Below are 25,111 nucleotides of genomic sequence, written 5' to 3'. Positions count from 1 at the left end.
ATACTCATGACGCAGGCGAATCTGCCAGGTGCCCCAGTAGTGAGGCCACGGTGGCGTCGATGATGCGCTCGGCGACCTCACGGTCGCCGGTGTTGAGATAGGCCAACGTCAAGCCGTCGGTCGCCGCCACCACCAGCGGTGCCAGATACTCCGGATCGGTGGTCCAGGTGGCACCCATCGCGGCAGCCGCCGCCTCCAGCGAGACCTGAGCGATTTCGTAGTACCGGGTGTACAGGCGGGTGGCGAAGTGCTCGAGGCCTTCGGTGCGGCGTGCGTACTGGGCGAGCGTGATCATTGCCGCCTCCCGACCCGGGTCGGAGACCACACTCTCCAGATACGACATCAGACCGGCCTTGATCAACGCGCCGATATCGTCCGGGAGTTTCCATTCACCGGAGTCGACGGCCGCGGACGTTTCCGGTGGCGCCAGGGGTGCGGTGATCGATGCCAGTTCGTCGGATGTACCCCTGGCGACCAGCTCGGCCAGCAGTTCGTCCCTGGAATCGAAGGCGTAGTGGAAGCTGGCCAGCGACATACCCGCCTCGGCACTGATCCGGCGGGTGGTCGCCGCCTCCACACCATGATCGGCGATGACCCGGAACGCAGCGCGCACCAGCAGGTCCCGCCGCACCTCCACAGACATCCGTGCCACGCAGTCCCCCGCCTGCCTCATGTGGGTCAAACGACCCACTGTTTCGTGCGAGGGTAGGCGAATACGACCGAACCCGCTACTGCGGAACCACAAACGCTCCGCCTGTTCGAAGTTGCTCCACGTGCATGCGGAGCGTGTTCGTACAGGCGGAGCGTTTGTGGTCGTCCACTGCTCAGACGGTCAGCCGACCGCCGGTGGTTCTCAGTAAGCGGAGTTGACGTTGTCCATCGAGCCGTACTTGTGCGCGGCATAGTTGCAGGCGGCGACGATGTTGGAGACCGGATCCCAGATGTCGTAAGAGGTGCCTTCGACGTGGTAGGCCGCGTAGGTCGGGTCGATCACCTGGAGCAGGCCCTTGGACGGGATGCCGGCTGCGGCATTCGAGTCGTACAGGTTGATGGCCTGCGGATTGCCGGTCGACTCCCGCATGATGTTGCGCATGATCCCGTCATAGCTCGCCGGGATGTTGTTCGCGGCCAGGATGTCGAGTGACTGACGAATCCAGCCGTCGAGGTTGTTTTCGTAGACCGGGGCAGGCGGCGGCGGGGCCACGACCGGCTCGGGCGCGACTTCCTCGACCACGGGTGCGGGTGCTGCTTCGACCTCCACCGGCGTCTCGGGAGCCGGGGCCGGAGCTTCGGTCTCGGGCGACGACTCGACAACAGCCGAGTGGGTTGCAGACTTTGTGACCGCGGCCGTATCGGCACCGGCGGGCTCATTCGTGATGAACGCCCCGGCGGTCAGCGTCGCGGCGATCGCCAGTGTGGCGGCACCCCCGACGTAGCGGGCGTGCGTGTGTGATGCGCCGCTCCGGGCGTCCTGGAGCAACTTCGAGAAAACGGACATGTAACTGATTCCTAGATGTGATTCGGCCGACTGACGGCAGGCAGCAGACAACCTCGCCAGGTGCCGTGGCACTCCTGGCGATGTGGGGTCATCGCTGTCGATGGATTTGTGAAACAAGGGACGTTGCCGCCCCGGCGCATGCCGCAACCGACCCGTTTGGCTCAGGGTCCAGGCGAGATCCGCTCAGGCGGCCCCAGGTGGCGGTATCAGCCCCCGGTAACCGCAGCGAGACCACGGATTGCGCATGCGGGAAGAATCCGCATGAACTACCAACCTTCTCGTGCTGCAGACGTTGCATCTGCGTTACTGGTTGATAACAGATTGATATACAAACCTGAGAATGTCCAGCAGAAACCGGGCCTAGTGAGGCTAGCAAAGCACTTTTTGCGGCTGTCCAACTATCCAAAACGTGCTATGCGCTGCAGATTTGCTCCCCTACGCTACCGTGACCGGTTTCACAAGGTTCGTTGGCAAAAACGCGCCCGAAGACGCCAAAATGTTACGAAGTGGGTTACTTGGGTACGAAGACGGCGTCAGTCGAGAGCATCGTTTCGGACGATGATCGCCGCGCCGGGCGTTGGTTCACACCACAGGGTGTTGGTTCACACCACAGCGAGAATGGCGCCGCTGGAACGGGGACCGAAGTCCTTGCCACCCTCAATACCTCGTTTAGATATGGCAAATATCACGACATTGCCAGGCGATTCGGTCCGATCGGAGTCCATCGCGGCCCGGTTAGGGGTTATCGAGCCGGTCGGCGCCACATCACCCGATGATGCGGGTGATGAGCTCCAGATCCACATCGGCCAATGCGGCCGGACTGAATGTGGGATTGCGGTCCTTGTCCACCAACACCGCCCGAACGCCTTCGGCGAAGTCGGGGGTCCGCGTGATCTGCTCGGCCGCGTGCAGCTCGCGCTCGAGGCACTCGTCGAGTGTCGAACGCGCACCGAGTTCGAGCAGTGCAGCGGTCACCACCAGGCTCGTCGGTGATGCCGCATCGAGCGCAGCGACCGTCTCGGCCGCCCAGTCGTCACCGACCGCACCCCGCAGGCCGCCGACGATGGCCGCCACCGGATCGTCACTGAAGTATTCGGCGATCTTCGCCAGCGGCAGGTCCGTCGAAGAAACCTTCTCGGTCCGTCCCGACAACGCCTGTGCCAGTGGCATTCCCGACCGGATGTCATCGGCGAGCTCGCCGAACTTGGCGCTGGGCACGTAGTGGGTCGCGAGACCGACGGCCACCGCATCCGCACCATGTACGCGGGCGCCGGTCAAGCCCATCCACAGGCCGACACCTGACGGCAACCTCGGCAGAAAATATGTCGAGCCGACATCCGGCATGAATCCGATTGCCGTTTCCGGCATCGCAATCATCGCTTTCTCGCTGACCACCCGGACCTCGCCGTGCACGCTGATGCCAAGACCGCCGCCGAGCGCAGGCCCGTCGATCAGTGCCACGTACGGCTTCGGAAAGTCCGCAACCAGCTGATCGAGTTCGTACTCTGCACTGAAATATCTTGTCACGCCGGCGAAATCGCCTGCCAGCACCGCATCACGGATGGCCCGGATGTCACCGCCTGCACAGAACGCGCGATCACTCGACGAGGTCACCAGCACCGTCTCGACCTCGGGATTGTCAACCCAGTCCGAAAGGGCCACGAACATGTCGTCGACCATGGTCTGGTCGAGCGCATTGAGGGCCCGGCCACGATCCAAGATGATCTCGCCGACACCGTTGCCGACCTGTGTACGGATGAACGACACCGAATATTCCCCTCGTCAGCCGATCGCTTCGGCGAGTTCCATCCACGACTCTTCAGCCGCTTCACGTTGCGCCACAACCGATTTAAGTTCGGTACCCAGAGCAATGAGCTGATCCGGTGTGGTGGCCGCGTCAGCGAGCTTGCTGTGCAACTCGGTCTCCTGTTTGACCAGACGCTGCACCTGACGTTCGACCTTCTTCAGGGCCTTTTCCATGTCACGCTCGGCGCCAGAGCCTTTGGCGGGCCCGCCACCTGCCGCACCGGCAGCCTTCGCCGGTCCCGACGACTGGACGGCCGACGCCGCGGCGGGTCCGTTGGCCAGCTTCGTCAGATACTGCTCGATGCCACCGGGCAGGTTGGTGAGCTTGCCGTCGCCGAACAGCGCCCAGGTGCTCTCACAGATCCGCTCGATCAAGAACCTGTCGTGACTGATCACCACCAGGGTGCCGGCCCAGTTGTCGAGGAGATCCTCGAGCTGTTGGAGCGTGTCGATGTCGAGGTCGTTGGTTGGCTCGTCGAGCAACAGCACGTTCGGTTGCGCCATCAGCACGCGCGTCAGCTGCAGCCGGCGACGCTCACCACCGGAGAGATCACCGACCGGTGTGCGCTGCCGGGCCGGGCTGAATCCGAGCCGCTCGGCCAGCTGTCCGGCCGACACGTCCTTGCCACCCAGTTCGATATGTCCGGCAACGTCTTCGACGGCCTCGATCACCCGCATGTCGACCGGCAGGTCGTCGAGTTCCTGACGCAGCCAGCCGATGGAGACCGTCTTGCCTTCGATGCGACGGCCCGCCGCGGGCGGCAATTCGCCCGCCAGCGTCCGCAACAACGTCGACTTGCCCGAGCCGTTGACACCGACGAGGCCAATGCGCTCACCGGGGGCCAGACGCCACGTCAGATCGTCGATCAGCACCCGGCCATCGGGGGTGGTGAGCTTGGCGTCTTCCAGTTCGATGACCACCTTGCCGAGGCGACGCTTGGCAAAACTGGCCAGTGCCACCGAATCTCGCGGCGGCGGCACGTCGGCGATGAGCTTTTCCGCAGCCTGAATCCGATACTTCGGCTTCGAGGTCCGTGCCGGCGGGCCACGCCGCAGCCAGGCGAGTTCTTTACGTGCCAGGTTCTGTCGGCGTTCCTCGGCGGCGTCGGACAACCGGGTCCGCTCCGCGCGAGCGTAAACCCAGTCGTTGTAGCCGCCCTCGTAGGTCTCGACCTTGCCGTTCTGCACTTCCCAGGTGGTGGTCGCGACCGTGTCGAGGAACCAGCGATCGTGTGTGACCACGACCAGGGCGCTGCGCCGGTTGACCAGATGATTGCCGAGCCAGGCGATGCCTTCGAGGTCGAGATGGTTGGTCGGCTCGTCGAGGATCAACAGATCCAGGTCCTGCACGAGCGCCGCAGCCAGTGCCACCCGGCGCCTCTGTCCACCGGACAACGACGTGACCGGGGTGTCCAGACCGAGCTCCCCGATACCGATACCCGCCAGCACCGACCGGATCCGGGCGTCGCCCGCCCATTCGTGTTCGGCCACACCGAGCGGTCCCAGGACGATCTGACCGATGGTCTGCTCGGGAGGCAGGTGACCACGCTGGGTCACCACTGCCATCCGCATTCCGGTGGCGCGGGCCACACGGCCTTCGTCGGGTGGCTCGATCCCGGCCAGGATCTCGAGCATCGTCGTCTTGCCGCCGCCGTTGAGCCCGACCACTCCGATGCGGTCGCCCTCTTGGACACCGAGACTGACCGATTCGAGCAGCGGCTTGATGCCGAACGACTTGCTGATCTTCTCGACGGAGATGAGGTTGTTGCCCTGACGCTTTCCCGGTGCGGTCACAGCGCTGCCTCGATCACGCGTGCGCCGCCCACCGGACCGGAAGCGGTCCGGACGGCGCGGCACACACCCGCGCCCGACAACTCGGCAGCGGTGGCCACCGCGGCGGCCTCATCGGCGCATAGGAATGCGCACGTCGGTCCCGACCCGGAAATGATTCCGGACAGGGCGCCGGCGTCGACTCCGGCGCGCAGTGTTCGGCGCAGGGCCGGGCGCATGGACAGCGCTGCCGGTTGCATGTCGTTGTGTAGCAATGTTGCAACTCTCTGTGGGTCACCCGATGCAAGCGCCTGCAGGAGCTCGTCGGGAGATTCGGTGTAGGTGCCGGTGTCGTCCGCGGACGCGTTCGTCTCGCGCAACCGGTCCAGTTCGCGATACACCTGCGCGGTACTGAGACCTTCTTTGGCAACGGCCAGCACCCAGTGGTACTCGCCGCGGGACAGGACTGTGTTGAGCTTCTCACCGCGACCGGTGCCGAGCGCGGTGCCTCCGCGCAGCGAAAACGGTACGTCGCTTCCCAATTCGGCGGCGAGGGCGAGCATGGTGGCGCGGTCGATCTCGAGGCGCCACAGTCGTGACAGCGCCAGCAGGGTACCGGCGGCATCGGCCGAACCACCTGCCATACCGCCTGCGACCGGGATGCCCTTGTTGATGGTGATCGCCACCTCGGGCGGGCGGCCCGCCGCCCGCGACATCACTTCGGCTGCCCGCCACGCCAGGTTGGTGGAGTCGAGCGGGACCTCGCCTGCGTTGTCGCCGGTGACGACGATCGACAGGTTGTCGGCCGGGGCCACCGAGACGGTGTCGGACAATGAAAGCGCCTGGAACACGGTCGTCAATTCGTGATAGCCGTCACGGCGGGGCAGACCGACGCCCAGGTGCAAGTTCACCTTGGCGGGTACCCGAACCGTGACGGGACGTGGGACAACAGACAGCACGATCGCCAATTCTATGCGGACCGACTAATCGAGCTGCGCGGCCAGCGCCACGTAGTCCTCGATGGCCAGGCGCTCACCCCGGAGTTTGGGGTCGATGCCTGCGGCGGTGAGCAGTTCTTCGGCCGCCGGAGCCGAACCGGCCAGGCCGGACAGAGCCGCTCGTAACGTCTTGCGGCGCTGGGCAAAAGCCGCATCGATCACCGAGAAGACTCGGCGACGATGGGTTTCGTCGATCGGCCAGCGTGGCTGTGGGTACCGATTGATCCGGACGAGCCCGGATTCGACCTTGGGTTCGGGCCAGAACACATGACGCCCCACCGAGCCTGCCTGGGAAACCTCACCGAAGAACCGCGCCTTGACGCTGGGAACCCCGTAGATGCGTCCGCCGGGTCCGGCCGCGAGCCTCTGGGCGACCTCCAGCTGCACCATCACCAACGCCGTGCGAATGGTGGGGAACTGCGACATCAGGTGCAGCAACACCGGCACCGCGACGTTGTACGGCAGATTTGCCACCAGTGCCGTCGGCGCGGCAGGCAGATCTTCCACGGTGACGCGCAACGCGTCCTTGGTGACCACGGTCAGTGCATCGGCCTGGTCGGGAGCCCGCTCCGCGACGGTCGTGGGCAGCCGTCCGGCAAGTCGGGGATCGATCTCGACGGCGATCACCTCTTTGGCCACCGCGAGCAGTCCCAGGGTCAGTGAGCCGAGTCCGGGCCCGACCTCGACCACCACATCGTCCGGACCGATACCGGAGGCCGTGACGATGCGCCGCACCGTGTTGGCGTCGTGCACGAAGTTCTGGCCGAGGGTCTTGGTGGGACGGATGTCGAGTTCGGCGGCGAGCTCACGGATCTCCGCCGGCCCGAGGAGTGCAGGCACGTTACTCAGCGCAGCATCCGCCCACGAGTGCAGGCGTGCTGCGGTCGATCAACGAAGTCCGAGTTTGGACGAGCAAGAAGGCCATGCGCCCCATCCTTGCGCGGCCTGGGTCTTGGTTGCAATTGCGATCTGTTCCTCGCGGGTCGCGAGGTCGGCGCGAGGCGCGTATTCCTGGCCACCCCAGCGATTCCAGGTGTTCTGATCGAACTGCACGCCACCGTAGAAACCGTTGCCGTTGTTGATGGCCCAGTTGCCTGTTGCCTCACACTGCGCGAGCTGGTCCCAGACCGAGCCCGGCGCCACATACGGTGCACCCGGCTTGGTACCGACCGAAACGGTCGCCGGTTTCGGTTCGACCTTCACCACGGAATCGAGTTTCTTCTTCTCGGTTTCCTCGCCGTTGACGGTTGTCACCTCATAGGTGACCTCGGCGGAGCCCGGCTGCCCGGGGCTCTTGACCTCGGTGCGACCGGTGGTCAGTGCCGGGTCGTCGACCCTGTTCTCCGGTGGTGCGACCGGTTCGGTCAACGTCACGGTCTCGGTACGGATCCGGGTGACGGTGATGTCCATGTCGTTGGTCACCTTGGCGTCGGCGGCAGGGGTGACCTGATCGGTCGGCGCCAGCGGGTTACCTGTCTCGTCGAGCAGTTCGGCGACCGTCTTCGCGGCGATCTGCGGCGTGGACGTGTGCGGACCGTCGGTGAGTTTGACCTTCTTCGGGAGCACCACGTTCACGGTGCCGCCGGAAACCGGCAGCGCCTCGGTGGTGGGACCCTCGATGTCGTTGGCCGCCGAGTCGAGATCGATCTGCGCCAGCGCCTGCTGGACGGTGGTCGCGGTGGTCTTGACCTCACGGGGTTCTCCGTCGACGTTGACCGTCAGGGTCTTGAGCCGATGCAGCGTGATGGTCTCGCCCTCGCCGACCCGATCATCGGGTGACGGTGACACCAGGTCGCCGTCGGCCGGGTCGTAACCCTGTTCCTCGAGGATGGCGTCGACCGAGCTACGCATGGTGGCGACGTTGACCACCTCGCCATCGACGTCGATCGTGACGTTTTTGTGGGCGACGATCCCCATCACACCACCGGCGACGAGTACTGCGAGCAGTAACGCAATTGCGATGCGTGGGGTACGGGAGGTCGATTCGTTGATACGAGCAAGCACAGACATGATCACAACAAAGTAACGACATGGTGTGGATTGTGCAAAGCTATCGCTAAACGTGCAGGTCCAAGCCGTAAGCGCGGATCGCGTTTTCGGTAACAGCTTGGGCGAGGCGCGCCGGATCCTGCCCCCGCACCTCGGCCAGCGCCCGGGCCGTGTACGGCAGGACGTACGACTGGTTCGGCTGGCCGCGATACGGGTGCGGTGTCAGGAAGGGCGCATCCGTCTCGATCAAGAGCTGATCGTCGGGCACCAGGGCGGCCGCGGCCTGCAAGGTGGTGGAGTTCTTGAAGCTCACCGTCCCGGCAAAACTGAGCAGATACCCGCGCTCGACACACTCCGCGGCGACGCGTTCGTCGCCGGAGAAGCAGTGCATGATCACCGTCTGTGGCGCACCTTCGCGTTCGAGGACGTCGAGGAGGTCGCGGTCGGCCTCACGGTTGTGGATCATCAACGGTTTACCGACCCGCTTGGCGAGATCGATATGCCAGGCAAACGCCTCATGCTGCTGCGGGACGGTCGCGCAGTCGTCCGACTTGCCGGGCCAGTAGTAGTCCAGGCCGGTCTCCCCGACCGACACCACCCGCGGATCGGTCAGCATCTCTTCGAGCTCGGCCTTTGTGGCGTCGTCGAGTTGATGCGCGTGCGTTGGGTGCAGCGCCACGGCGGCATACGCCCGAGAATCCCACCGCGCCGCATCCACGGCCCAGCGCGCGTCGACGATGTCGTCGGCGACGGTCACCACTGCCAGGACGCCCACCGACTCGGCATGGTCGAGGATCTGCCGCACCGACTCGGCATCACGCCCACCACAGGCGGCCAGATGGGTGTGGGAGTCGATCAGTGGTGTCAACGGCTGCGGATCCGGTGGCGGAGTCCGCCGCCGCTCCTTCTTGAGCTCCTTGTTGCTCTTCTCCTGGCCCAGGGGCCCCTGGGTCACCTGATCGGTCATGTCAGAGATCGACCTCGCCGGCGATGACCGTCACACTGCGGCCACCGACCCAGATGTCGGTGTCGTCGTCGTTGATCACGACACGTCCGGACCGGCCCAGCGCCGCCCCCTGCGCCGCGACATAGGACGCGGGCGCGATCTCCAGCCCGCGCAACCAGCACGCGAGACCGGCGTTGAGACTGCCGGTCACCGGGTCCTCCGGCACGCCGCTTCCGGGAGCAAAGGCGCGAACCTCGTAATCCGGGCGATCCTGTGGTCCCGTATCGCCGAGGTAGGGGCCGATGAGGCCGACGTCGAATGACCCGAGCGCGGCAAAATCCGGCTCGACCTCGAGTACCTGTTGGGCCGAGATCAGCAACAGGCCGATCCACCCCGGTCCGTTGTCCACCCAGTTCGCGGCGACGACATCCGAGGGGCGCAGGCCAAGAGCTTGCCGGATCACATCGAGGTCGGCGGCGTCGACAGCGCCGGATCGGATCAGCGGCGGGGCCGCAAAAGCGAGCGCATCGCCGACGGTCCGGATCTTGACCAGTCCGACACCGCACTCCTGAATGATCTTCTCGCCCTTGGGTTCACCACCTGCCTGCAGCCAAGCATGTGCTGAACCGAGTGTCGGGTGGCCGGCGAAAGGCAATTCCCCAGCCGGCGTGAAGATCCGTAGAAGGTAGTCCGCTGCCGGATCCCGCGGCGTGCACAGGAACGTCGTCTCTGACAGATTCGTCCACTGCGCAAACCTGCGCATCTGGTCGTCGGTGAGGTCGTCGGCGTCGAACACCACGGCTACGGGGTTGCCGGTCAGAGGTCCGGACACGAACACGTCGACTTGCTGGAAGCGGCGCAATGACATGTGTGGATTGTGCCTGTCCGTCCCTGCGGTTGGCGAATGGAATTCGCCGAGTGTCGTCGGCAGGTGCACTAAAGTGCGCGATGTGACCGACATCAACCACCGGGTGGGCACCAAGCAGGTCGGCGACATCACGATCGCCTACGAAGACATGGGCAATCCCAACGACCCGGCCGTGCTGCTGATCATGGGCCTGAGCGCCCAGCTGACGTTCTGGCAGACCGAGTTCTGCATGAAGATCGCCGATCAGGGCTACCGCGTCATCCGCTTCGACAACCGCGACATCGGTCTTTCGACCCACCTCGACGACGTGAGGGTCGGCGGTTCACTGCTCAAACGGCTCGCCAACTACGAACTCGGCAAGTCCAGCGAGGTTCCGTACACCCTGGTCGATATGGCCGCGGACGCGATCGGTCTCCTCGACGCCCTCGAGATTCGGCAGGCGCATGTCGTCGGCGGCTCGATGGGCGGCATGATCGCGCAGATCGTTGCGGGCAAATACGCCGACCGCGTGTTGTCGGTTGGCATCATGTTCTCCAGCACCAACCAGGCGTTCCTGCCGCCGCCGGATCCCCGCAAACTCAAGGCTTTGCTGGTGGGGCCGGGTAAGAATGCCACCCGGGAGCAGTACATCGAGAACGCCGCCGCGGCCACCCGCACCATCGGCAGTGCGAAATATGCACTGCCGTGGGAGGAGTCCCTGCGCCGTGCGACCCTCGCCTATGACCGCGCCAACGACCCCGCGGGCATCGTGCGACAGTCCGCCGCGGTGATGGGCAGCGGCAGTCTGCTCCCCTATACCCGCGCGATCTCCGCACCGACCGTCGTCATCCACGGCACCGCGGATGGTCTGATGCGCCCGTCGGGCGGCAAGGCGATCGCCAAGGCGGTCAAGGGGTCGAAGTTCGTGCTGCTCAAGGACATGGCCCACGACATCCCCGAACCCCTGTGGCCGCGGATCATCCTGGAACTGACCCAGAACTTCGCTCGCGCCGCCTAGTCTCGCGCCCGGGTTCCTGGTCTGGCGCTGCCTGGTCAGGCCCGGTCCGATGCGCTCCACCCCGACCACCGGGTCACGTCCACTGCGATGACCGGGCCGTCGAGTGGCACGGTCGCGTACTGGGGATATTTGGCACGCAAGAGCGCATACGCCCGGTCCACCTCGGGGCCTTCGGTGTGGATCGAGGCGTGACCGTCGGCCCGCACCCACCACAACTGTTCCCAGGTCTCGGAGTACTCGTCGACCAGGAGGCAGACCTGGGGATTGCGCTCGATGTTCGCCAGCCGCCGCAGTCGCTGGGTCGATTTCGGTTTGCCGTCGACGGCCATGTGGATCGTCTGCTCGGCGACGGCGAAGACGACCGGGACCAGGTGCGGACCACCGGTGGCCGGGACGGTCGCCAGCCGCGCCGACCGGGCGGCGGCAAATCGCTCGACATGCACTCGCGTGCCGGTGGGGTCACCCATACCGCGTAACTGTAGTGGCCGAATCCGCGCAGGCTCGGCCTGCCGATAAGCTGTCGTCACCATGGCTTCTGCAACAAAACCGCCGTTCTACCTGACAACGGCCATCGCATACCCCAACGGGGCACCGCATATCGGGCACGCCTACGAGTACATCGCCGCCGACACGCTGGCACGATTCAAGCGGCTCGACGGCCACGAGGTGCTGTTCGTCACCGGCACCGACGAGCACGGCCAGAAGATGCAGCAGACCGCCGAGAACGAGGGCGTGCAGACCCGTGCGCTGGCCGATCGCAACTCGGCCGCGTTCCGTGAGCTCCAGGAGATGCTGGGTAGCAGCTTCGACCGGTTCATCCGCACCACCGACGCCGACCACCATGTCGCATCGCGCGCCATCTGGGAGCGGATGAACGCCAACGGCGACATCTACCTGGACAAGTTCTCCGGCTGGTACTCCGTCCGCGACGAAGCCTTCTATAGCGATTCCGAACTGACCGTGCTCGAGGACGGCAGCCGCATCGCCACCGAGTCGGGAACGCCTGTCGAGTGGACCGAAGAGGCCTCGTACTTCTTCCGGCTCTCGGCATATCAGGACAAGCTGCTCGCGCTCTACGACGAGCATCCCGAGTTCGTCGGACCCACCACGCGCCGCAACGAGGTGGCCAGCTTCGTCCGCGGCGGCCTCCGGGACCTGTCGATCTCCCGCACCACCTTCGACTGGGGTGTGAAGGTGCCGGGCGACGACGACCACGTCATGTACGTGTGGGTCGACGCACTGACGAACTACATCACCGCCGCGGGCTTCCCCGACACCGAATCGGAGTCCTGGACGAAGTTCTGGCCCGCCGATCTGCACATCATCGGCAAAGACATCATCCGGTTCCACTGTGTGTACTGGCCCGCGTTCCTCATGAGCGCCGGGATCGAGCTGCCGAAACGGGTGTTCGCACACGGTTTCCTGCTCAACAGCGGCGAGAAGATGAGCAAGTCGGTCGGCAATGTTGTGGACCCCGCCACGCTGATCGGCGAGTTCGGTCTCGATCCGATCCGGTTCTTCTGTCTGCGCGAGGTGCCGTTCGGTCAGGACGGCTCGTACAGCCACGAGGCGATCGTCGCCCGGGTCAATGCCGACCTGTCCAACGAACTCGGCAACCTCGCCCAGCGGACGCTGTCGATGGTCGGCAAATACTTCGACGGTGTGCTCCCGGCCCCGGTGAATCTCACCGACGCCGACAATGCGCTGCTGGCCAAGGCCGACGGACTATTGGACCGCGTTCGCATCGAATTCGACCAGCAGGCAATCCATACCGCACTCGAGGCGATCTGGGAAGTTCTCGGCGACACGAACAAGTACATCACGGTCGCGGAGCCGTGGAAGCTCGCGAAGACCGATCTCGAACGCACCGGCACCGTGCTCTACATCTGTGCCGAGGTGGTCCGGATCGCGGCATTGCTCACCCAGCCGGCCATGCCGGATTCGTCGGCGCGCCTGCTGGATCAACTTGTGGTCAAGCCTGATTCACGCGACTTCGATGCCATCGCGCAGCGGCTCACCGCCGGGACCTCCCTCCCGAAGCCCACACCGATCTTCCCCCGTTACGAAGCACCGAAGAACTGACCTCATGCCGGCCATGTCGCGAATCGAGCGGATCTTCTGCCAGAGCGCGATATGGCGACCGGTGGCAACGGCACTGGTGGGCTGGAGCAGTTCTGATCAGCCCCTGGGTGACAACGTTTTGGAAATCGGCTCGGGCAGCGGCGAAATGGCCGCCCGGCTACTGACCGAACATCCGGACATCACGGTGACGGCGACCGACATCGATCCGATCATGGTCGACGACGCCCGAACCCGGCTCTCCGAGTTCGGCGAACGCGCCCACACGCAGATCGCCGACGTCACAGCATTACCCTTCGACGACAACAGTTTCGACACCGTGCTCAGTTTCCTGATGCTGCATCATGTCATCGAATGGCCTGCGGCCCTGAGCGAAATCGCACGCGTATTGCGTCCCGGCGGCAGCCTCCTCGGCTACGACCTGGTACGCGCACCGGTGACGTCGTTCATCCACCGCTACGACGGATCGCCCCACCGATTGATCACCGTTGACGAACTCCGAGACGGATTCACCGATGCCGGTCTGAGCCAGGTGACCGTCTCGCCGGCAATCCTCGGGCAAGGCATGCGATTCATTGCGCAGCGTTGAACTGGGCAGCGCCGGCGCCCCGGATGTGGTGCGGGCACTCGATTTTCACACCCGACGGCTGGGCCTACCAGGTCCGGCGGCACTGATCGGGGATTGGCTGGGGTTCGATGCCGTCATCGCGCCGTCGATCACGCTGACCGAGGGCACCACGGTTCCGGACCACCCGGATCGATTCTGGTTCGGGTATCTGGGTTTTCCGGATCGCGCCGACGACGGCCCGCTGCCGGCAACGGCGGGTGGGTCGACGGACGCGATCTTGACTCAGGACCGCCTGGGCACCTGGTGGTGGACGTCGGTCACCGATCAGCCATGTCCCGATTGGGTTCTCACCGCCCTCACCGAGCAGCACCGGGACAACTGGTCCGTGCAGTGGTCTCTGCCCCCGAAGCAGCCGCATGTGACGGCAATCGAGCACTGCCTCGACGCCATCGCAGCCGGCGAGGTGTACCAGGCCTGCATCTGCACGCAGTTCACCGGACAGGTCGACGGGTCGGTGGCAAACTACTTCTCCGATGGAGTCGCGCTCACCCGCCCCAGGAAATCAGCATTCCTGCAAGGCGATTGGGGTTCGGTGGTGTCGTTCTCCCCCGAAACCTATCTGCGGCGCCACGGTTCGGTGGTCTGTTCGAGTCCCATCAAGGGAACACTCCCGATCGACCTCGACCCGCAACAACTGCTCGACTCCGCCAAGGACGTCGCCGAGAACATCATGATCGTCGACCTGGTCCGCAACGACCTGGGCCGCGTCGCCGTCCCGGGTACGGTCACGGTCACCGAGTTGCTGCACGTCCATCCCGCCCCAGGCGTCTGGCATCTGGTGTCGACGGTGCAGGCCACGCTCGGCCAGACGGTCACCAACGGCGACCTCATCGACGCAACATTCCCACCGGCTTCGGTCACCGGAACCCCCAAAATCCGTGCGCGCGAACTACTCACGAACTGGGAGCAGCATCCCCGCGGGCTCTACTGCGGCGCCATCGGGGTGGCCTCCCCCGGTGGCGACCTCGACCTCAACGTCGCGATCCGGACGGTCGAGGTCTCACCCGACGGTTCGGCCCACCTCGGTGTCGGCGGTGGCATCACCATCGACTCCGACCCGGCAAGCGAGTGGCAGGAGTGCCTCGACAAGGCTGCCGCGATCATCGGCCTGAGACACGGACCCGAACAAGACCGACGCAGCGGCTGACCAACGCAGGCGACTGACCGGGGCCGAACTCCGGCCCGGGTCACTACTCCTCTGCGCGGGCAGCCAGTACCGCTTCGTAGAGCTCACGTTTCGACGCACCCGACGACGTCGCCAACTGCGCGCAGGCTTCTTTCAGACGGATACCCGACGCCACGAGCTCTTCGGCCTGCGCCACCAGATCGTCGATGTCGGGTTCCCCGGCGACGGCACCCTCGAGCACCACCGTGATCTCACCGCGCACACCGTCGGCGGCCCACAGCGACAACTCCGACAGCGTCCCGCGGCGCACCTCCTCGTACGTCTTCGTCAGTTCCCGGCACACCGCTGCGCGGCGGTCGGGTCCGAGCACCTCCACCGCATCGCGCAGGCATTCGGCAAGACGATGTGGCGCCTCGAAGAACACGGCGGTACGCGGCTCCGCCACATAGGCCGACAACCACTTCTTGCGCTGTCCCGGCTTACGCGGAGCGAATCCGTCGAAGCAGAACCGCTCGACCGGTAGCCCCGAGACCGCGAGCGCGGTGGTGACCGCGGACGGACCCGGCAGGCAGGTGATGGGCAGCGCAGCCTCCACGCAGGCCACCACGAGTCGGTAACCGGGGTCGGACACCGACGGCATCCCTGCGTCGGTGATCAGCAACACAGTCGCGCCGGACCGTACCTCCTCCACCAGAGCCGGCGTCCGCTGCGCCTCCACCTGGTCGTAGTAGCTCACGACCCGCCCGGTGATGGTCACACCGAGCCCCGCGGCCAGGGCCCGCGCGCGGCGGGTGTCTTCGGCCGCGACCACATCGGCGCTGGCCATCGCCTGCCGCAGTCGGGGTGAAGCGTCGTCGAGGTGACCCATCGGGGTCGCTGCGAGTACGAGTTGGCCGTGCGGTTCCGGAGAGTTCATCACTGCACAGCCTACGATTGGCCCCGTGACGTTCTCCCCGCCGCTCGAGATCTCCACGCCGGAGGACTCGATCAACACCCGCAGGCTCCCGGGAGAACTGCCCGGCACACATGCCGAAGACCTCGGCAACACCCCGAATGATGCCCGCGATGTACCCGCACCGATCTTCGGTGCCACCGACCGCAGGCGCGGTTGGATCGTCACTCTGATCCTGACCGCCATCGGGGCGGCGACCCGCTTCATCAACCTCGGCTCACCTACCGACAAGGGCACCCCGGTCTTCGACGAGAAGCACTACGTCCCCCAGGCCTGGCAGGTCCTCACCGGTGACAACTGGCTCGAGGACAACCCCGCCTACGGCCTCGTGGTGCATCCCCCGGTCGGCAAATGGATGATCGCCATCGGCGAGTGGATCTTCGGCTACGACGCGTGGGGCTGGCGCTTCATGTCCGCGGTCTGCGGGACCCTGATGATCCTCATAGTCATCCGGCTGGTCCGGCGGTTGACCCGGTCAACTCTGGTCGGCGCGATCGCCGGGGTGTTGCTGATCTGCGACGGGGTGAGTTTTGTCGCCTCCCGCACCGGACTGCTCGACATCTTCCAGATCTTCTTCGTGGTCGCCGCGCTCTCCTGCATCGTCTGCGACCGCGATCAGATGCGCGCCCGCATGCACAGGGTCCACCTCGAAGGGCGGATGGCCGATTCCGTCTACGGCCCCCGCCTCGGCTTCCGGTGGTGGCGATTCGGCGCGGCCATCCTCCTGGGCCTGGCCTGCGGCACCAAGTGGTCCGGTATCTACTTCGTCGCCTTCTTCGTGGTGCTGTCGCTCGGTTTCGACGTCGCCACCCGGCGCGCATACAAGGTGCGGCGGCCGTGGCGCGGAGTCCTGGTTCGCGATGTGATCCCCACCGGATTCTCACTGGGCGTCACACCGATCCTGGTGTACCTCGCGACTTTTGCGCCGTGGTTCGCATCTGAGACGGCGGTGTACCGATACGAGGTCGGCAAGCAGATCGGCACCGATGGACCGTTTGCCTGGGTGCCCGATGCCCTGCGCTCGCTCTGGTACTACGAGTCCGGTGTGCTCGATTTCCACTCGACCCTGACCAACTCGGCAGGCAACCACCATCCCTGGGAATCCAAACCCTGGACGTGGCCGATGAGCCTGCGCCCGATGCTCTACTACATCGAATACGGGCCCGATAAGTGTGGCGAGTCCGAATGCGTGCGCGCCATGATGTTCATCGGAACGCCGATCCTGTGGTGGCTGGCACTGCCCATGCTCGCGTGGGCCCTGTGGCGGATGTTCATCCGGCGCGACTGGCGATACGCGGTGGTCCTGGTCGGCTACGGCGCGGCATACCTGCCCTGGTTCGCCAACCTCGACCGGCAGATGTACTTCTTCTACGGAACCGCGATGGCGCCGTTCCTGATCATGGGGTTGGCGCTCTGTGTCGGCGACATCGTGTCGGCCAGCCGAAGAAAACGTAAGAACGCCTACGAGTGGCGGCTCGTCGGTGCGGTCGGGGTCAGCGTCTACATCGGACTCGTGGTCCTCAACTTCATGTGGATGTGGCCGATCCTCACCGGATCCCCGATCAGCCGTGAGCTGTGGAACCTGCAGATCTGGCTACCGAGCTGGGCCTGACCCCCGCCACCCGGTCGAGCGGGCGCAGGTCAGTCGTCGAATTTGTCCGGAGTGATTGCGGGAAACTTGTCGGACGGCATGACATCGCTGGAATCGTCCTCGGCGGCAATGATGTTCGCCTTGACGCGCAGTTTCCGATCGATTTCGCCCTTGTAGGTGCGCTGCGCCACGATCAACGGGTCTCGTCGCAGGTCCAGATAGAGCGACACACACATCCCGAGCATCACGATCACAAACGGCAGTGCTGCGATGATGGCCATCGTCTTGATGCCCTCGAGTGCATCGTCGCCACTGAGCCACAACAGCAGCGCAGCGACCGCACCGGTCAGTGTTCCCCAGAAGATCGTGACGGCTTTGCTCGGGTTCTGCGCGCCCTTCTCCGACAGCGTCCCCATCACCAGCGACGCGGCATCGGCTCCCGACACGAAGAAGATCGCCACCAGGACCATCACCAGCACCGACGCGATACCGGTCAATGGCAGGTTCCCGAGCATGTCGAAGAGCAGGCTCTCCTCCGAACCGGCCTCGTCGAGGTTCTTGCCCTGCATCTGCTGCCGGATCGCGGTACCGCCGAAGATCGCGAACCACACCAGCGACACGATCGTGGGTACCAGCATCACACCGATGACGAACTCCCGAATTGTCCTGCCGCGGCTGATCTTGGCCAGGAACATGCCGACAAACGGTGTCCACGAGACCCACCATGCCCAGTAGAAGATCGTCCAGCCGGCGAGCCATTCTTCACCGGCACTGTCCACCGTGGCACCCGATCGCGCCGAGAACGCGGTGAGGTCGTTGAGATATGTGCCGATCGTTGTCGGCAGCACGTTGAGGATGAACACGGTCGGACCCACAACAAACACGAACACCGCGAGGATCAGGGCAAGCACCATGTTCGTGTTCGACAGCCATTGGATCCCCTTGGCCACGCCTGAAACCGCCGAGGCGACAAACGCGGCGGTCAACACTGCGATGATCGCCACCAGCAACAGCTTTGACGGCTCGTTGAGCCATCCGATCTCGACCATGCCCGAGCCGATCTGTGCCGCACCGAGCCCGAGTGAGGCGACGGTGCCGAACAGTGTGGCGAAGATGGCGAGGATGTCGATGAGCTTTCCGCCCCAGCCGTTGGCGCGGTGCCCGAGGATCGGAGCGAATACCGCGCTGACCAACTGACCGCGGCCGCAGCGATAGGTACTGTACGCAATCGCAAGTCCCACAACGGCATACATCGCCCACGGGTGAAATCCCCAGTGGAACATAGTTGTTGCCATCGCAACGCCGAGATCTTCACTGTCGGTCCCAGGCGGGGCATCGACGTAGTGGGCCAACGGTTCCGCGGCGCCGAAGAACATCAGGCCGATACCCATACCGGCGCTGAACATCATCGCGATCCAGCTGATCGTCCGATACTCCGGCTTCTCACCGTCGCGCCCGAGCGGGATCTTGCCGTACTTGCTGATCGCAAGATACAGCGCAAAAAGCACAAAGAAGGTGGCGGACAGGAGGTAAATCCAACCCAGGTTGTCGGTTATCCAGGCGAGCATGTCGTCGGTGATCGACCGCAGTTGCGATCCGTCGACCAGACCCCACACCACGAACGCGATCACAGCCGCCGCGGTCACACCGAAAACCACCAGATCGAGTCGAGGCTTTCCGTTTCCGGAGTCAGGTGGCGGAACTGCGTCAGAACGTTCAGTCGTCAGTACCATGTAGTCCACCAAAGCAGCATCAACCCTGATTGATCAACTTACGCGACCAATTTGCTATCTACGGGTAAGCATGCAGCTGACATCGAACTGGACGCGTCGACTCACGCGATTCACCTGCGCAAAGCCTTGTCCAGCAGCAGTTTGATACGGTCATCGTCGATGCCGAGCTGACGCAGAGCCGAAACATGCTCCACGGTCAGTTCTCCCGCGCGCTGCAGTGTGGAATCTGCATGCGCCTTCACAAAAGAGCCCTTGCGGCCGCGGGTTTCGATGATGTCTTCGGTCTCGAGCTCGCGATACGAACGGGCAACTGTGTTCGGTGCGAGATCGAGTTCCGATGCCAGTGCCCGGACGGTGGGGATCCGGCTACCGGCCAGCAGCTCACCGGAGTTGACCAGTTCGATGACGCCACGGCGCACCTGTTCATACGGCGCCACGTCGGAATCCGGGTCGATCGCGATGCCCAAGCTGATGTCGAAAGACATGACTACAACCGATCCCGTGAGACCGGGCACGACATACAGCGAGGTCCACCGCGGCCCGACCCCAGCTCGCTCCCGGCGATCCTGAGCACTTCGATGCCCGAATCCTCAAGCCGCCGATTGGTTTCGACGTTACGGTCGTACGCGACCACGACTCCGGGCGACAGGGCCAGGGTGTTGTTCCCGTCGTCCCATTGCTCGCGTTCGGCGGTGACCGCATCGAGTCCGGTGTCGATCACCCGGAGCTTGTCGATGCCCATCGCCGTGGCAGCCGCATCGACGAACGGTTCCGGCCCGGTGATCGACACGGTCTCGCCGCTGCGAATAGTGAACGCGGACAGCGAATCCTGGATGGCCGCGTACATCACCACCGCATCGGTGTCGACCATGGTGCAGACGGTATCGAGGTGCATCGAGGCTCGACGTTGCTCGATCGGCACCGCCAGGACCGTATGCGCGAGATCGTCATCGAACAGGCTGCGCGCCAGAGCTTCCGCGCCTGCCGGTGTGGTGCGCTCCCCCACCCCGACCGCCACCACGCCCGGAGCGAGCAGCAGCACGTCGCCGCCCTCGACCGGGGCCGTGTGCGATTCGTATGCCCGGCGGACCCCGAGGAACCGCGGATGGTGCGCGTAGATGAGATCTGTGAGGGACGTCTCGCGGACCCGGGCAGGCAATGCCAGGGACGTGATCGCGAACCTGTCACCGATCCAGAACGAACTGTCACGGGTGAACAACAGGTTCGGTAACGGCTCGATCGCGAACTCGGAACCATGGTGCATCCGCCACACCAGCGAGGACCGCACTGTCGCCGCCGATTCGGGCAATTCGTCGAATGTCATACCGGCCATCAGGACCCGTGCCAGGTCACCGGCAGGCAGACGCCGCAGTTCGGCGGACAGATCTTGGGCCAGATGGTGCCCGAGCCGACGTGGACTGACCGCGGCCGCGATCCCCTGCATCCGCGCCGCACCGCTGGTCTGAACGGTTTCGGTCAGCAGATCGCCGAGCAACAGCACCTCGACCCCACGGTCACGCAGCACGTCCGCAAACGCGTCGTGCTCCTCCTGCGCCCGGTCCACCCAGGGCAGGCCGTCGAACAACAACTGGTCACTGTTCCGTGGCGTGAGCCTGCGCAGTTCGTCACCCGGCCGATGCAGCATCACCGTGCGCAATCGGCCGACCTCGGAGTCCGAACCCAGAACCGGTTGCTCAGCACTTGCCATGTGTGACATGCAGTCAACGGTAATGCGGTCAGGCCTCGTTCGCCTGTAGGTTGTCGGCGATGCGCTTGGGCAAGGTCTCCCGCGCCGCGATCCAGAAGATCGTCGCGATAAACGCCACCGCGGCCGTGACCAGGAATGCCGGACCGAAACCCCATTGCTGTGCGATGAAACCGGCAACGATCGGCCCGCTGATGGCTCCGACGTCCGCGGTCATCTGATAGGTCGCCAGAGCCGGGCCGCCCTGCCCCCGACCGGCGAGGACGTCGGCAAGTGCAGCTTGATGCGTCGGGGCGAAAAGTCCCGAACCGATACCCGCCACAAAGGTCAGTGCGGCCGCGATCCAGATGTTGCCGCTGTACCCGAGAAATGCGGTCGACGTCCCCATCAGCAACAGCCCGGGGAGCATGATCGGGCGTCGCCCGAGAGTGTCCGAAAGCCGGCCCGCGACGATGATCGCGAGCACGTTGCCCGCGGCGTACACCGCCAGCACCACGCCGGTCATGGCGTCCGACTGATCGAGATCCTCCACGATGAACAGCGGGACCAGTGCGACGCGGACGCCCATCGACGCCCAGCCCTGCGTGAAACTCGATGCCAGGATTGCGCGGTATGCGCTGTCGCGTAGGGCGTCCTTCATGGGCATCGAGACGTGGTCGTCGCCGCCGCCGCCGGGCAACGGGCGCCCGCCCACCGATCGAAGCTGCGTGGCAACAACTATGGAGGCCACGATGAGAGCGATGGAATACACCACGAACGGCATCCGCAGCCCGAATCCGATCAGCGCACTGCCGAGCAATGGGCCGGTGATGTTGCCGACGAGGAATCCGGCGCTGAAGAAGCCCGAAACCCGTCCGCGGAGATCGGGCGGGGCCAAGCGGATCATCAACGCTGTCGCCGAGATCGAGAACATCGTCGACCCGATGCCACCGAGTCCGCGGAAGATCAACAGCTGCCAATAGTTCTGCGCAAAAGCGCATGCCAGGGTCGAGGCCGCCACGATCAGCAAACCGGTCAGGTAGATCCGGCGTTCGCCAAGCAATCGCACGAGCCGTCCGCCGACGGGGGCGAACAGCAGCCGCATCACCGAGAAGGCCGAGATGACCACGGATGCCGCGGTGATGCCCACGTTGAAACTGCGCGCGAACATCGGCAGCGCCGGGGCGATCAGGCCGAAACCGAGCGCGATCACGACATTGGCTATGAGCAGAACCCATATCTCGCGGGGTATCTGCTTCACGGGATAAAACTACCGTCGCGCCCGCAGACCGGTCACATCGGACCCACGGATCAGTCGGTGCGATCGACGGAGTCCACCGGCCGACGCTGAATGGAGTTATCATCTGGAAACCGATGTGTGCACATTGCGGTGCACCCGGCCCAGGAGTGCGTGATGCCGAGAAAACCCCGTAGAACCCTGGATCTCATCACCTCGTTGGGCAGCACGATGGCTGCAGCCAACGTGATCATGCAGCTCGCCGCGCCCGGTGTCGGCCATGGTGTCCTCGAGAGCCCCGTCGAACGCGGCAATACGTTCAAACACCCGATCAAGCGAGCGCGCACCACCGGCCAATATCTGGCCGTGGCGATCAGTGGCACCGACGACGACGTCGCCTACGTCCGAGAGCAGCTACGACAGGTCCACAGTCAGGTCACGTCGAGACCTGGTGCCGAAGTCGCCTACAGCGCCAACAGTCCCGATCTGCAGCTGTGGGTGGCTGCCTGCCTGTACCGCTTCTACCTCGACCAGTACGAGTTCCTCTATGGTCCACTCGACTCCGATACCGCCGACGCCATCTACGCCGACGCCGCCCGGCTGGGTACCACCCTGAACGTGCGCCCGACGATGTGGCCGGTCGATCGCGCCGCGTTCGAGATCTACTGGGACAAACAGGTCGCAGACATCCACATCGATCCACCGGTCCGGGAGATGCTGACCTCACTGGCCGATCTCAGCTTCCTCACCGAGCCGCTGGGGGTCGGCGGAAAAGTCCTGCACAAGGCATTCGGCGAATCACAGCTGTTCATGACCAAAGGTGCGCTGCCCGAGCCGTTCCGTGAGGCGATGGGCTGGTCCTGGACTGCCGCGGACGACCGGCGGTACCACCGGGTGCTCACGGCATACCGCCAGACCGACTGGGCTGTGGCACGCCTGATCAAGGGCCTCAACGACGTCATGCTCGCCGACCTGAGAATCCGTCGGAGGTTCGGAATTGCTGTTTTCTGACACCGCGACCAGGCCTACACTCACCACGTATGCCGTCCAGCCATAGCGTCTGCAACCTATGTGAGGCCATCTGCGGTCTGCAGGTGACCCTCGAGGACAACCGCGTCGTCGACATCCGCGGTGACCGCAACGATCCCCTGTCCCGTGGCCACATCTGCCCCAAGGGCACGGCCCTTGCCGACCTGCACGCCGATCCGGACCGGTTGCGGACGCCGCTGCGCAAGACACCCGGAGGCGGATGGGAGTCCATCAGCTGGCAAGCGGCGATCGAATTGGTCACCGCCAAGATCGTCGAGACGCAACAACGACACGGCCGCAACGCAGTTGGACTCTATCTGGGCAATCCCAATGCGCACAGTCTCGGATTTTTCACACATGGTCTGCCGTTTGTGAAGGCGATCGGTACCCGCAATGTCTTCTCGGCAACCTCCGCGGATCAACTTCCGATACAACTCGCGGCGCACCTGATGTACGGGCACCAGCTACAGATCCCGGTCCCCGATCTCGACCACACCGACCATCTGGTGATCATCGGCGCCAACCCCGTGGTGTCCAACGGATCGATGATGACCTCCCCGGACTTTCGCAACCGGATGCGCGAACTACGCCGTCGCGGTGGACAACTCGTGGTGATCGACCCCCGCCGCACCGAGACCGCCGCAATCGCCGACAAACACCATTTCATCCGGCCCGGCACCGATGCGGCACTACTGATGGCCGTGCTGCACGTGCTCGTCCACGAGCGTGGGATCTCGCCCGAACGCATCGAGCACCTCCCGCTGTCCGGCCTCGATGAGGTCCGGGCCGTGTCCACGACGACGACCCCGGAATGGGCCGCGCCGATCACCGGAATGGACATCACCGACATCCGTTCGATCGCAACCTATTTCGGCGCGGCCCCGCGCGCGGTGATCTATGGGCGCACAGGTGTGTCGACGCAACGTTTCGGGACGTTGTGCCAGTGGGCGATCCAGGTGATCAATGCGGTGACCGGCAACCTCGACCGGGTCGGGGGCGCGATCTTGCCAGATCCCGAGATCGATCTTGTGGGCCGGAAACTCAGTGGTCGAGGCCATTTCGACAAGTGGCGCAGCCGGGTCCGGGAGCTGCCGGAATTCGCCGGGGAACTGCCCGTCGCCACGCTCATCGACGAGATCGTCACCGAGGGCACCGGCCAGATCCGGACCCTGATCACGGTCGCAGGCAATCCGGTCTCCTCGGCACCCGGAGGTGGTCATCTGGGGCCGGCCCTCGACGGACTCGACTTCATGGTGTCGGTCGACTTCTACGTCAACGAGACCACCCGCCACGCCGATGTGATCCTGCCGCCGACGATGATCTTCGAACGCGATCACTACGATCTCGTCTTCCACCAACTCGCGGTCCGCAACACCGCCCGATTCTCACCGGCCATCGTCGCCAAATCACCCGATGCCAAACATGACTGGGAGATCTTCGGAGAGCTCACCCGGGGTCTGACACGTACCCGCTCCGCAGACCGGGGAGCGCTCGATCGCCTCCGGCGGTTGCCGAAACAACTGGTTCCGACCGTACGCTCGCTGGCCAGTCCACGACTGTTGCTGAATCTGCTAATGCACACCGGTCCGGGTTCTCTGACGGTGCGCAAACTCCTCGCCACCCCATCCGGTCACGATCTCGGGGTACTGCGTCCCGGGCTGAAACGCAAACTCGTGGCCGCATCGGGTGTGGTCGACCTGGCACCGCCGCTGATCACCGCGGACCTGGACCGGATGCACACAGACCTGGTGGCGACCGCCGAGAATGAGCTGTTGCTGATCGGCCGACGACACCTGCGGTCGAACAACTCATGGATGAACAATTCACCCCGCTTGTCCAAAGGTCACCCGCGCCATCACCTGTTGATGCATCCAGAAGATCTGGCCTCCGGCGGGCTGTGTTCCGGAGACCGGGCGTTGGTGCGGTCAGCGGCAGGCAGCGTGGAGGTGACCGTTGCCGAAAGCGACAGCGTCATGCCCGGTGTGGTGAGTTTGCCCCACGGTTTCGGCCAGAATCAGGATGGCGTTCAGCTGTCGGTGGCCGCGCTCATCGATGCCCCGAGTGTCAACGACGTCACCGATCCCCTTCGCCTCGACGAGATCTCCGGGAATGCGGTGCTGAACGGAGTGCCGGTAACGGTGAGTGCGGCCGTGCCCGGCTGACCCCCGTACATCGAGCCC

22 protein-coding genes are annotated in these 25,111 nt (G+C 64.7%); 7 read left to right on the top strand and 15 right to left on the bottom strand.

All coding sequences use genetic code 11. The features are described 5' to 3' along the window. Window positions 1-4: 4 nt before the first annotated feature. From AC56PL_RS21775 to AC56PL_RS21735, 9 genes are all read right to left on the bottom strand, one after another. Window positions 5-643 carry a TetR family transcriptional regulator gene (locus tag AC56PL_RS21775; RefSeq protein ID WP_495518412.1) on the bottom strand — a complete coding sequence of 213 codons (639 nt, stop codon included), beginning with the start codon at window positions 641-643 and terminating at the stop codon, window positions 5-7. 210 nt (window positions 644-853) lie between these two features. Further along, window positions 854-1,498, bottom strand: coding sequence for a transglycosylase SLT domain-containing protein (locus AC56PL_RS21770; RefSeq protein ID WP_495518020.1), 645 nt, complete (start codon window positions 1,496-1,498; stop codon window positions 854-856). Window positions 1,499-2,263: 765 nt separating this feature from the next. Next, window positions 2,264-3,265 carry an enoyl-CoA hydratase/isomerase family protein gene (locus tag AC56PL_RS21765; protein ID WP_497155132.1) on the bottom strand — a complete coding sequence of 334 codons (1,002 nt, stop codon included), beginning with the start codon at window positions 3,263-3,265 and terminating at the stop codon, window positions 2,264-2,266. A gap of 15 nt (window positions 3,266-3,280) precedes the next feature. Then, a complete protein-coding gene (locus AC56PL_RS21760; RefSeq protein WP_495518022.1) occupies window positions 3,281-5,098 on the bottom strand; it encodes an ATP-binding cassette domain-containing protein in 1,818 nt (605 codons plus the stop codon). After that, window positions 5,095-6,033 carry a 4-(cytidine 5'-diphospho)-2-C-methyl-D-erythritol kinase gene (locus tag AC56PL_RS21755; RefSeq protein WP_497155131.1) on the bottom strand — a complete coding sequence of 313 codons (939 nt, stop codon included), beginning with the start codon at window positions 6,031-6,033 and terminating at the stop codon, window positions 5,095-5,097. Before AC56PL_RS21755 ends, AC56PL_RS21760 begins: the two co-directional genes overlap by 4 nt. A 24-nt stretch (window positions 6,034-6,057) precedes the next feature. Then, window positions 6,058-6,912, bottom strand: coding sequence for a 16S rRNA (adenine(1518)-N(6)/adenine(1519)-N(6))-dimethyltransferase RsmA (gene rsmA, locus AC56PL_RS21750; protein WP_495518024.1), 855 nt, complete (start codon window positions 6,910-6,912; stop codon window positions 6,058-6,060). 48 nt (window positions 6,913-6,960) lie between these two features. After that, the gene (locus tag AC56PL_RS21745) at window positions 6,961-8,082 is read right to left on the bottom strand and encodes a resuscitation-promoting factor (protein WP_497155130.1); all 1,122 of its coding nucleotides are present in this window, start codon (window positions 8,080-8,082) and stop codon (window positions 6,961-6,963) included. Between the two features lie 46 nt (window positions 8,083-8,128). Further along, window positions 8,129-9,028, bottom strand: a complete 900-nt coding sequence (locus tag AC56PL_RS21740) for a YchF/TatD family DNA exonuclease (RefSeq protein ID WP_495518026.1) — start codon at window positions 9,026-9,028, stop codon at window positions 8,129-8,131. Between the two features lies 1 nt (window position 9,029). Further along, window positions 9,030-9,875, bottom strand: coding sequence for a PhzF family phenazine biosynthesis protein (locus AC56PL_RS21735; RefSeq protein WP_497155129.1), 846 nt, complete (start codon window positions 9,873-9,875; stop codon window positions 9,030-9,032). Between the two features lie 148 nt (window positions 9,876-10,023). Here AC56PL_RS21735 and AC56PL_RS21730 point away from each other — a divergent pair, with 148 nt between their 5' ends. Continuing rightward, window positions 10,024-10,872 carry an alpha/beta fold hydrolase gene (locus AC56PL_RS21730; RefSeq protein WP_497155308.1) on the top strand — a complete coding sequence of 283 codons (849 nt, stop codon included), beginning with the start codon at window positions 10,024-10,026 and terminating at the stop codon, window positions 10,870-10,872. A 35-nt stretch (window positions 10,873-10,907) separates the two neighbouring features. Here the strand turns inward: AC56PL_RS21730 and AC56PL_RS21725 are convergent, their stop codons facing one another. Continuing rightward, a complete protein-coding gene (locus tag AC56PL_RS21725; protein ID WP_497155128.1) occupies window positions 10,908-11,339 on the bottom strand; it encodes a TIGR03668 family PPOX class F420-dependent oxidoreductase in 432 nt (143 codons plus the stop codon). A 61-nt stretch (window positions 11,340-11,400) separates the two neighbouring features. Between AC56PL_RS21725 and metG the strand changes: the two genes are divergently transcribed. The 3 genes from metG to AC56PL_RS21710 are packed head-to-tail and all read left to right on the top strand — an operon-like array spanning window position 11,401 to window position 14,726. After that, a complete protein-coding gene (gene metG, locus AC56PL_RS21720) occupies window positions 11,401-12,954 on the top strand; it encodes a methionine--tRNA ligase (protein ID WP_497155127.1) in 1,554 nt (517 codons plus the stop codon). A gap of 13 nt (window positions 12,955-12,967) precedes the next feature. Further along, a complete protein-coding gene (locus tag AC56PL_RS21715; protein WP_495518030.1) occupies window positions 12,968-13,540 on the top strand; it encodes a methyltransferase domain-containing protein in 573 nt (190 codons plus the stop codon). Further along, window positions 13,527-14,726, top strand: a complete 1,200-nt coding sequence (locus AC56PL_RS21710; RefSeq protein ID WP_497155126.1) for an aminodeoxychorismate synthase component I — start codon at window positions 13,527-13,529, stop codon at window positions 14,724-14,726. Before AC56PL_RS21715 ends, AC56PL_RS21710 begins: the two co-directional genes overlap by 14 nt. 43 nt (window positions 14,727-14,769) lie before the next feature. Here the strand turns inward: AC56PL_RS21710 and rsmI are convergent, their stop codons facing one another. Then, complete coding sequence (gene rsmI / locus AC56PL_RS21705; RefSeq protein ID WP_495518032.1) at window positions 14,770-15,621, bottom strand: 16S rRNA (cytidine(1402)-2'-O)-methyltransferase; 852 nt, start codon at window positions 15,619-15,621, stop codon at window positions 14,770-14,772. Between the two features lie 97 nt (window positions 15,622-15,718). Here rsmI and AC56PL_RS21700 point away from each other — a divergent pair, with 97 nt between their 5' ends. Then, window positions 15,719-17,269: a dolichyl-phosphate-mannose--protein mannosyltransferase gene (locus tag AC56PL_RS21700; RefSeq protein ID WP_497155307.1), complete on the top strand. Its 1,551-nt coding sequence runs from the start codon at window positions 15,719-15,721 to the stop codon at window positions 17,267-17,269. A gap of 29 nt (window positions 17,270-17,298) precedes the next feature. On the opposite strand, the gene AC56PL_RS21695 is transcribed toward AC56PL_RS21700, so the two are convergent. From AC56PL_RS21695 to AC56PL_RS21680, 4 genes are all read right to left on the bottom strand, one after another. Then, a complete protein-coding gene (locus AC56PL_RS21695) occupies window positions 17,299-18,981 on the bottom strand; it encodes a BCCT family transporter (protein WP_495518033.1) in 1,683 nt (560 codons plus the stop codon). Window positions 18,982-19,091: 110 nt separating this feature from the next. Further along, window positions 19,092-19,466, bottom strand: a complete 375-nt coding sequence (locus AC56PL_RS21690; RefSeq protein ID WP_497155125.1) for a GntR family transcriptional regulator — start codon at window positions 19,464-19,466, stop codon at window positions 19,092-19,094. Window positions 19,467-19,468: 2 nt separating this feature from the next. Then, the gene (gene arcA, locus AC56PL_RS21685; protein ID WP_495518415.1) at window positions 19,469-20,689 is read right to left on the bottom strand and encodes an arginine deiminase; all 1,221 of its coding nucleotides are present in this window, start codon (window positions 20,687-20,689) and stop codon (window positions 19,469-19,471) included. A 28-nt stretch (window positions 20,690-20,717) separates the two neighbouring features. Beyond that, the gene (locus tag AC56PL_RS21680) at window positions 20,718-21,926 is read right to left on the bottom strand and encodes an MFS transporter (protein WP_497155124.1); all 1,209 of its coding nucleotides are present in this window, start codon (window positions 21,924-21,926) and stop codon (window positions 20,718-20,720) included. Window positions 21,927-22,079: 153 nt separating this feature from the next. On the opposite strand from AC56PL_RS21680, the gene AC56PL_RS21675 reads away from it, so the two are divergent. Both AC56PL_RS21675 and AC56PL_RS21670 read left to right on the top strand, forming a co-directional pair. Next, entirely contained in the window at window positions 22,080-22,913 is an 834-nt protein-coding gene (locus tag AC56PL_RS21675) for an oxygenase MpaB family protein (protein WP_495518036.1), read from the top strand. Between the two features lie 29 nt (window positions 22,914-22,942). Further along, window positions 22,943-25,093, top strand: coding sequence for a molybdopterin-dependent oxidoreductase (locus AC56PL_RS21670; RefSeq protein WP_497155123.1), 2,151 nt, complete (start codon window positions 22,943-22,945; stop codon window positions 25,091-25,093). The last annotated feature ends 18 nt before the right edge of the window (window positions 25,094-25,111 follow it).

The organism is Williamsia sp. Y721, from assembly GCF_059683565.1.
The sequence above is the reverse complement of the archived record's forward strand: the minus strand, read 5'-3'. Positions and strand labels throughout refer to the sequence as shown.

Bases quoted from the DNA above. Each gene is read 5' to 3' on its own strand.
- AC56PL_RS21695 (WP_495518033.1), bottom strand. From the start codon at position 18,981: ATGGTACTGACGACTGAACGTTCTGACGCAGTTCCGCCACCTGACTCC.
- AC56PL_RS21675 (WP_495518036.1), top strand. From the start codon at position 22,080: ATGCCGAGAAAACCCCGTAGAACCCTGGATCTCATCACCTCGTTGGGC.
- AC56PL_RS21670 (WP_497155123.1), top strand. From the start codon at position 22,943: ATGCCGTCCAGCCATAGCGTCTGCAACCTATGTGAGGCCATCTGCGGT.
- AC56PL_RS21745 (WP_497155130.1), bottom strand. From the start codon at position 8,082: ATGTCTGTGCTTGCTCGTATCAACGAATCGACCTCCCGTACCCCACGC.
- AC56PL_RS21690 (WP_497155125.1), bottom strand. From the start codon at position 19,466: ATGTCTTTCGACATCAGCTTGGGCATCGCGATCGACCCGGATTCCGAC.
- AC56PL_RS21735 (WP_497155129.1), bottom strand. From the start codon at position 9,875: ATGTCATTGCGCCGCTTCCAGCAAGTCGACGTGTTCGTGTCCGGACCT.
- AC56PL_RS21770 (WP_495518020.1), bottom strand. From the start codon at position 1,498: ATGTCCGTTTTCTCGAAGTTGCTCCAGGACGCCCGGAGCGGCGCATCA.
- rsmI (WP_495518032.1), bottom strand. From the start codon at position 15,621: ATGAACTCTCCGGAACCGCACGGCCAACTCGTACTCGCAGCGACCCCG.
- AC56PL_RS21725 (WP_497155128.1), bottom strand. From the start codon at position 11,339: ATGGGTGACCCCACCGGCACGCGAGTGCATGTCGAGCGATTTGCCGCC.
- AC56PL_RS21715 (WP_495518030.1), top strand. From the start codon at position 12,968: ATGTCGCGAATCGAGCGGATCTTCTGCCAGAGCGCGATATGGCGACCG.
- AC56PL_RS21775 (WP_495518412.1), bottom strand. From the start codon at position 643: ATGTCTGTGGAGGTGCGGCGGGACCTGCTGGTGCGCGCTGCGTTCCGG.
- AC56PL_RS21730 (WP_497155308.1), top strand. From the start codon at position 10,024: ATGGGCAATCCCAACGACCCGGCCGTGCTGCTGATCATGGGCCTGAGC.
- AC56PL_RS21740 (WP_495518026.1), bottom strand. From the start codon at position 9,028: ATGACCGATCAGGTGACCCAGGGGCCCCTGGGCCAGGAGAAGAGCAAC.
- arcA (WP_495518415.1), bottom strand. From the start codon at position 20,689: ATGGCAAGTGCTGAGCAACCGGTTCTGGGTTCGGACTCCGAGGTCGGC.
- metG (WP_497155127.1), top strand. From the start codon at position 11,401: ATGGCTTCTGCAACAAAACCGCCGTTCTACCTGACAACGGCCATCGCA.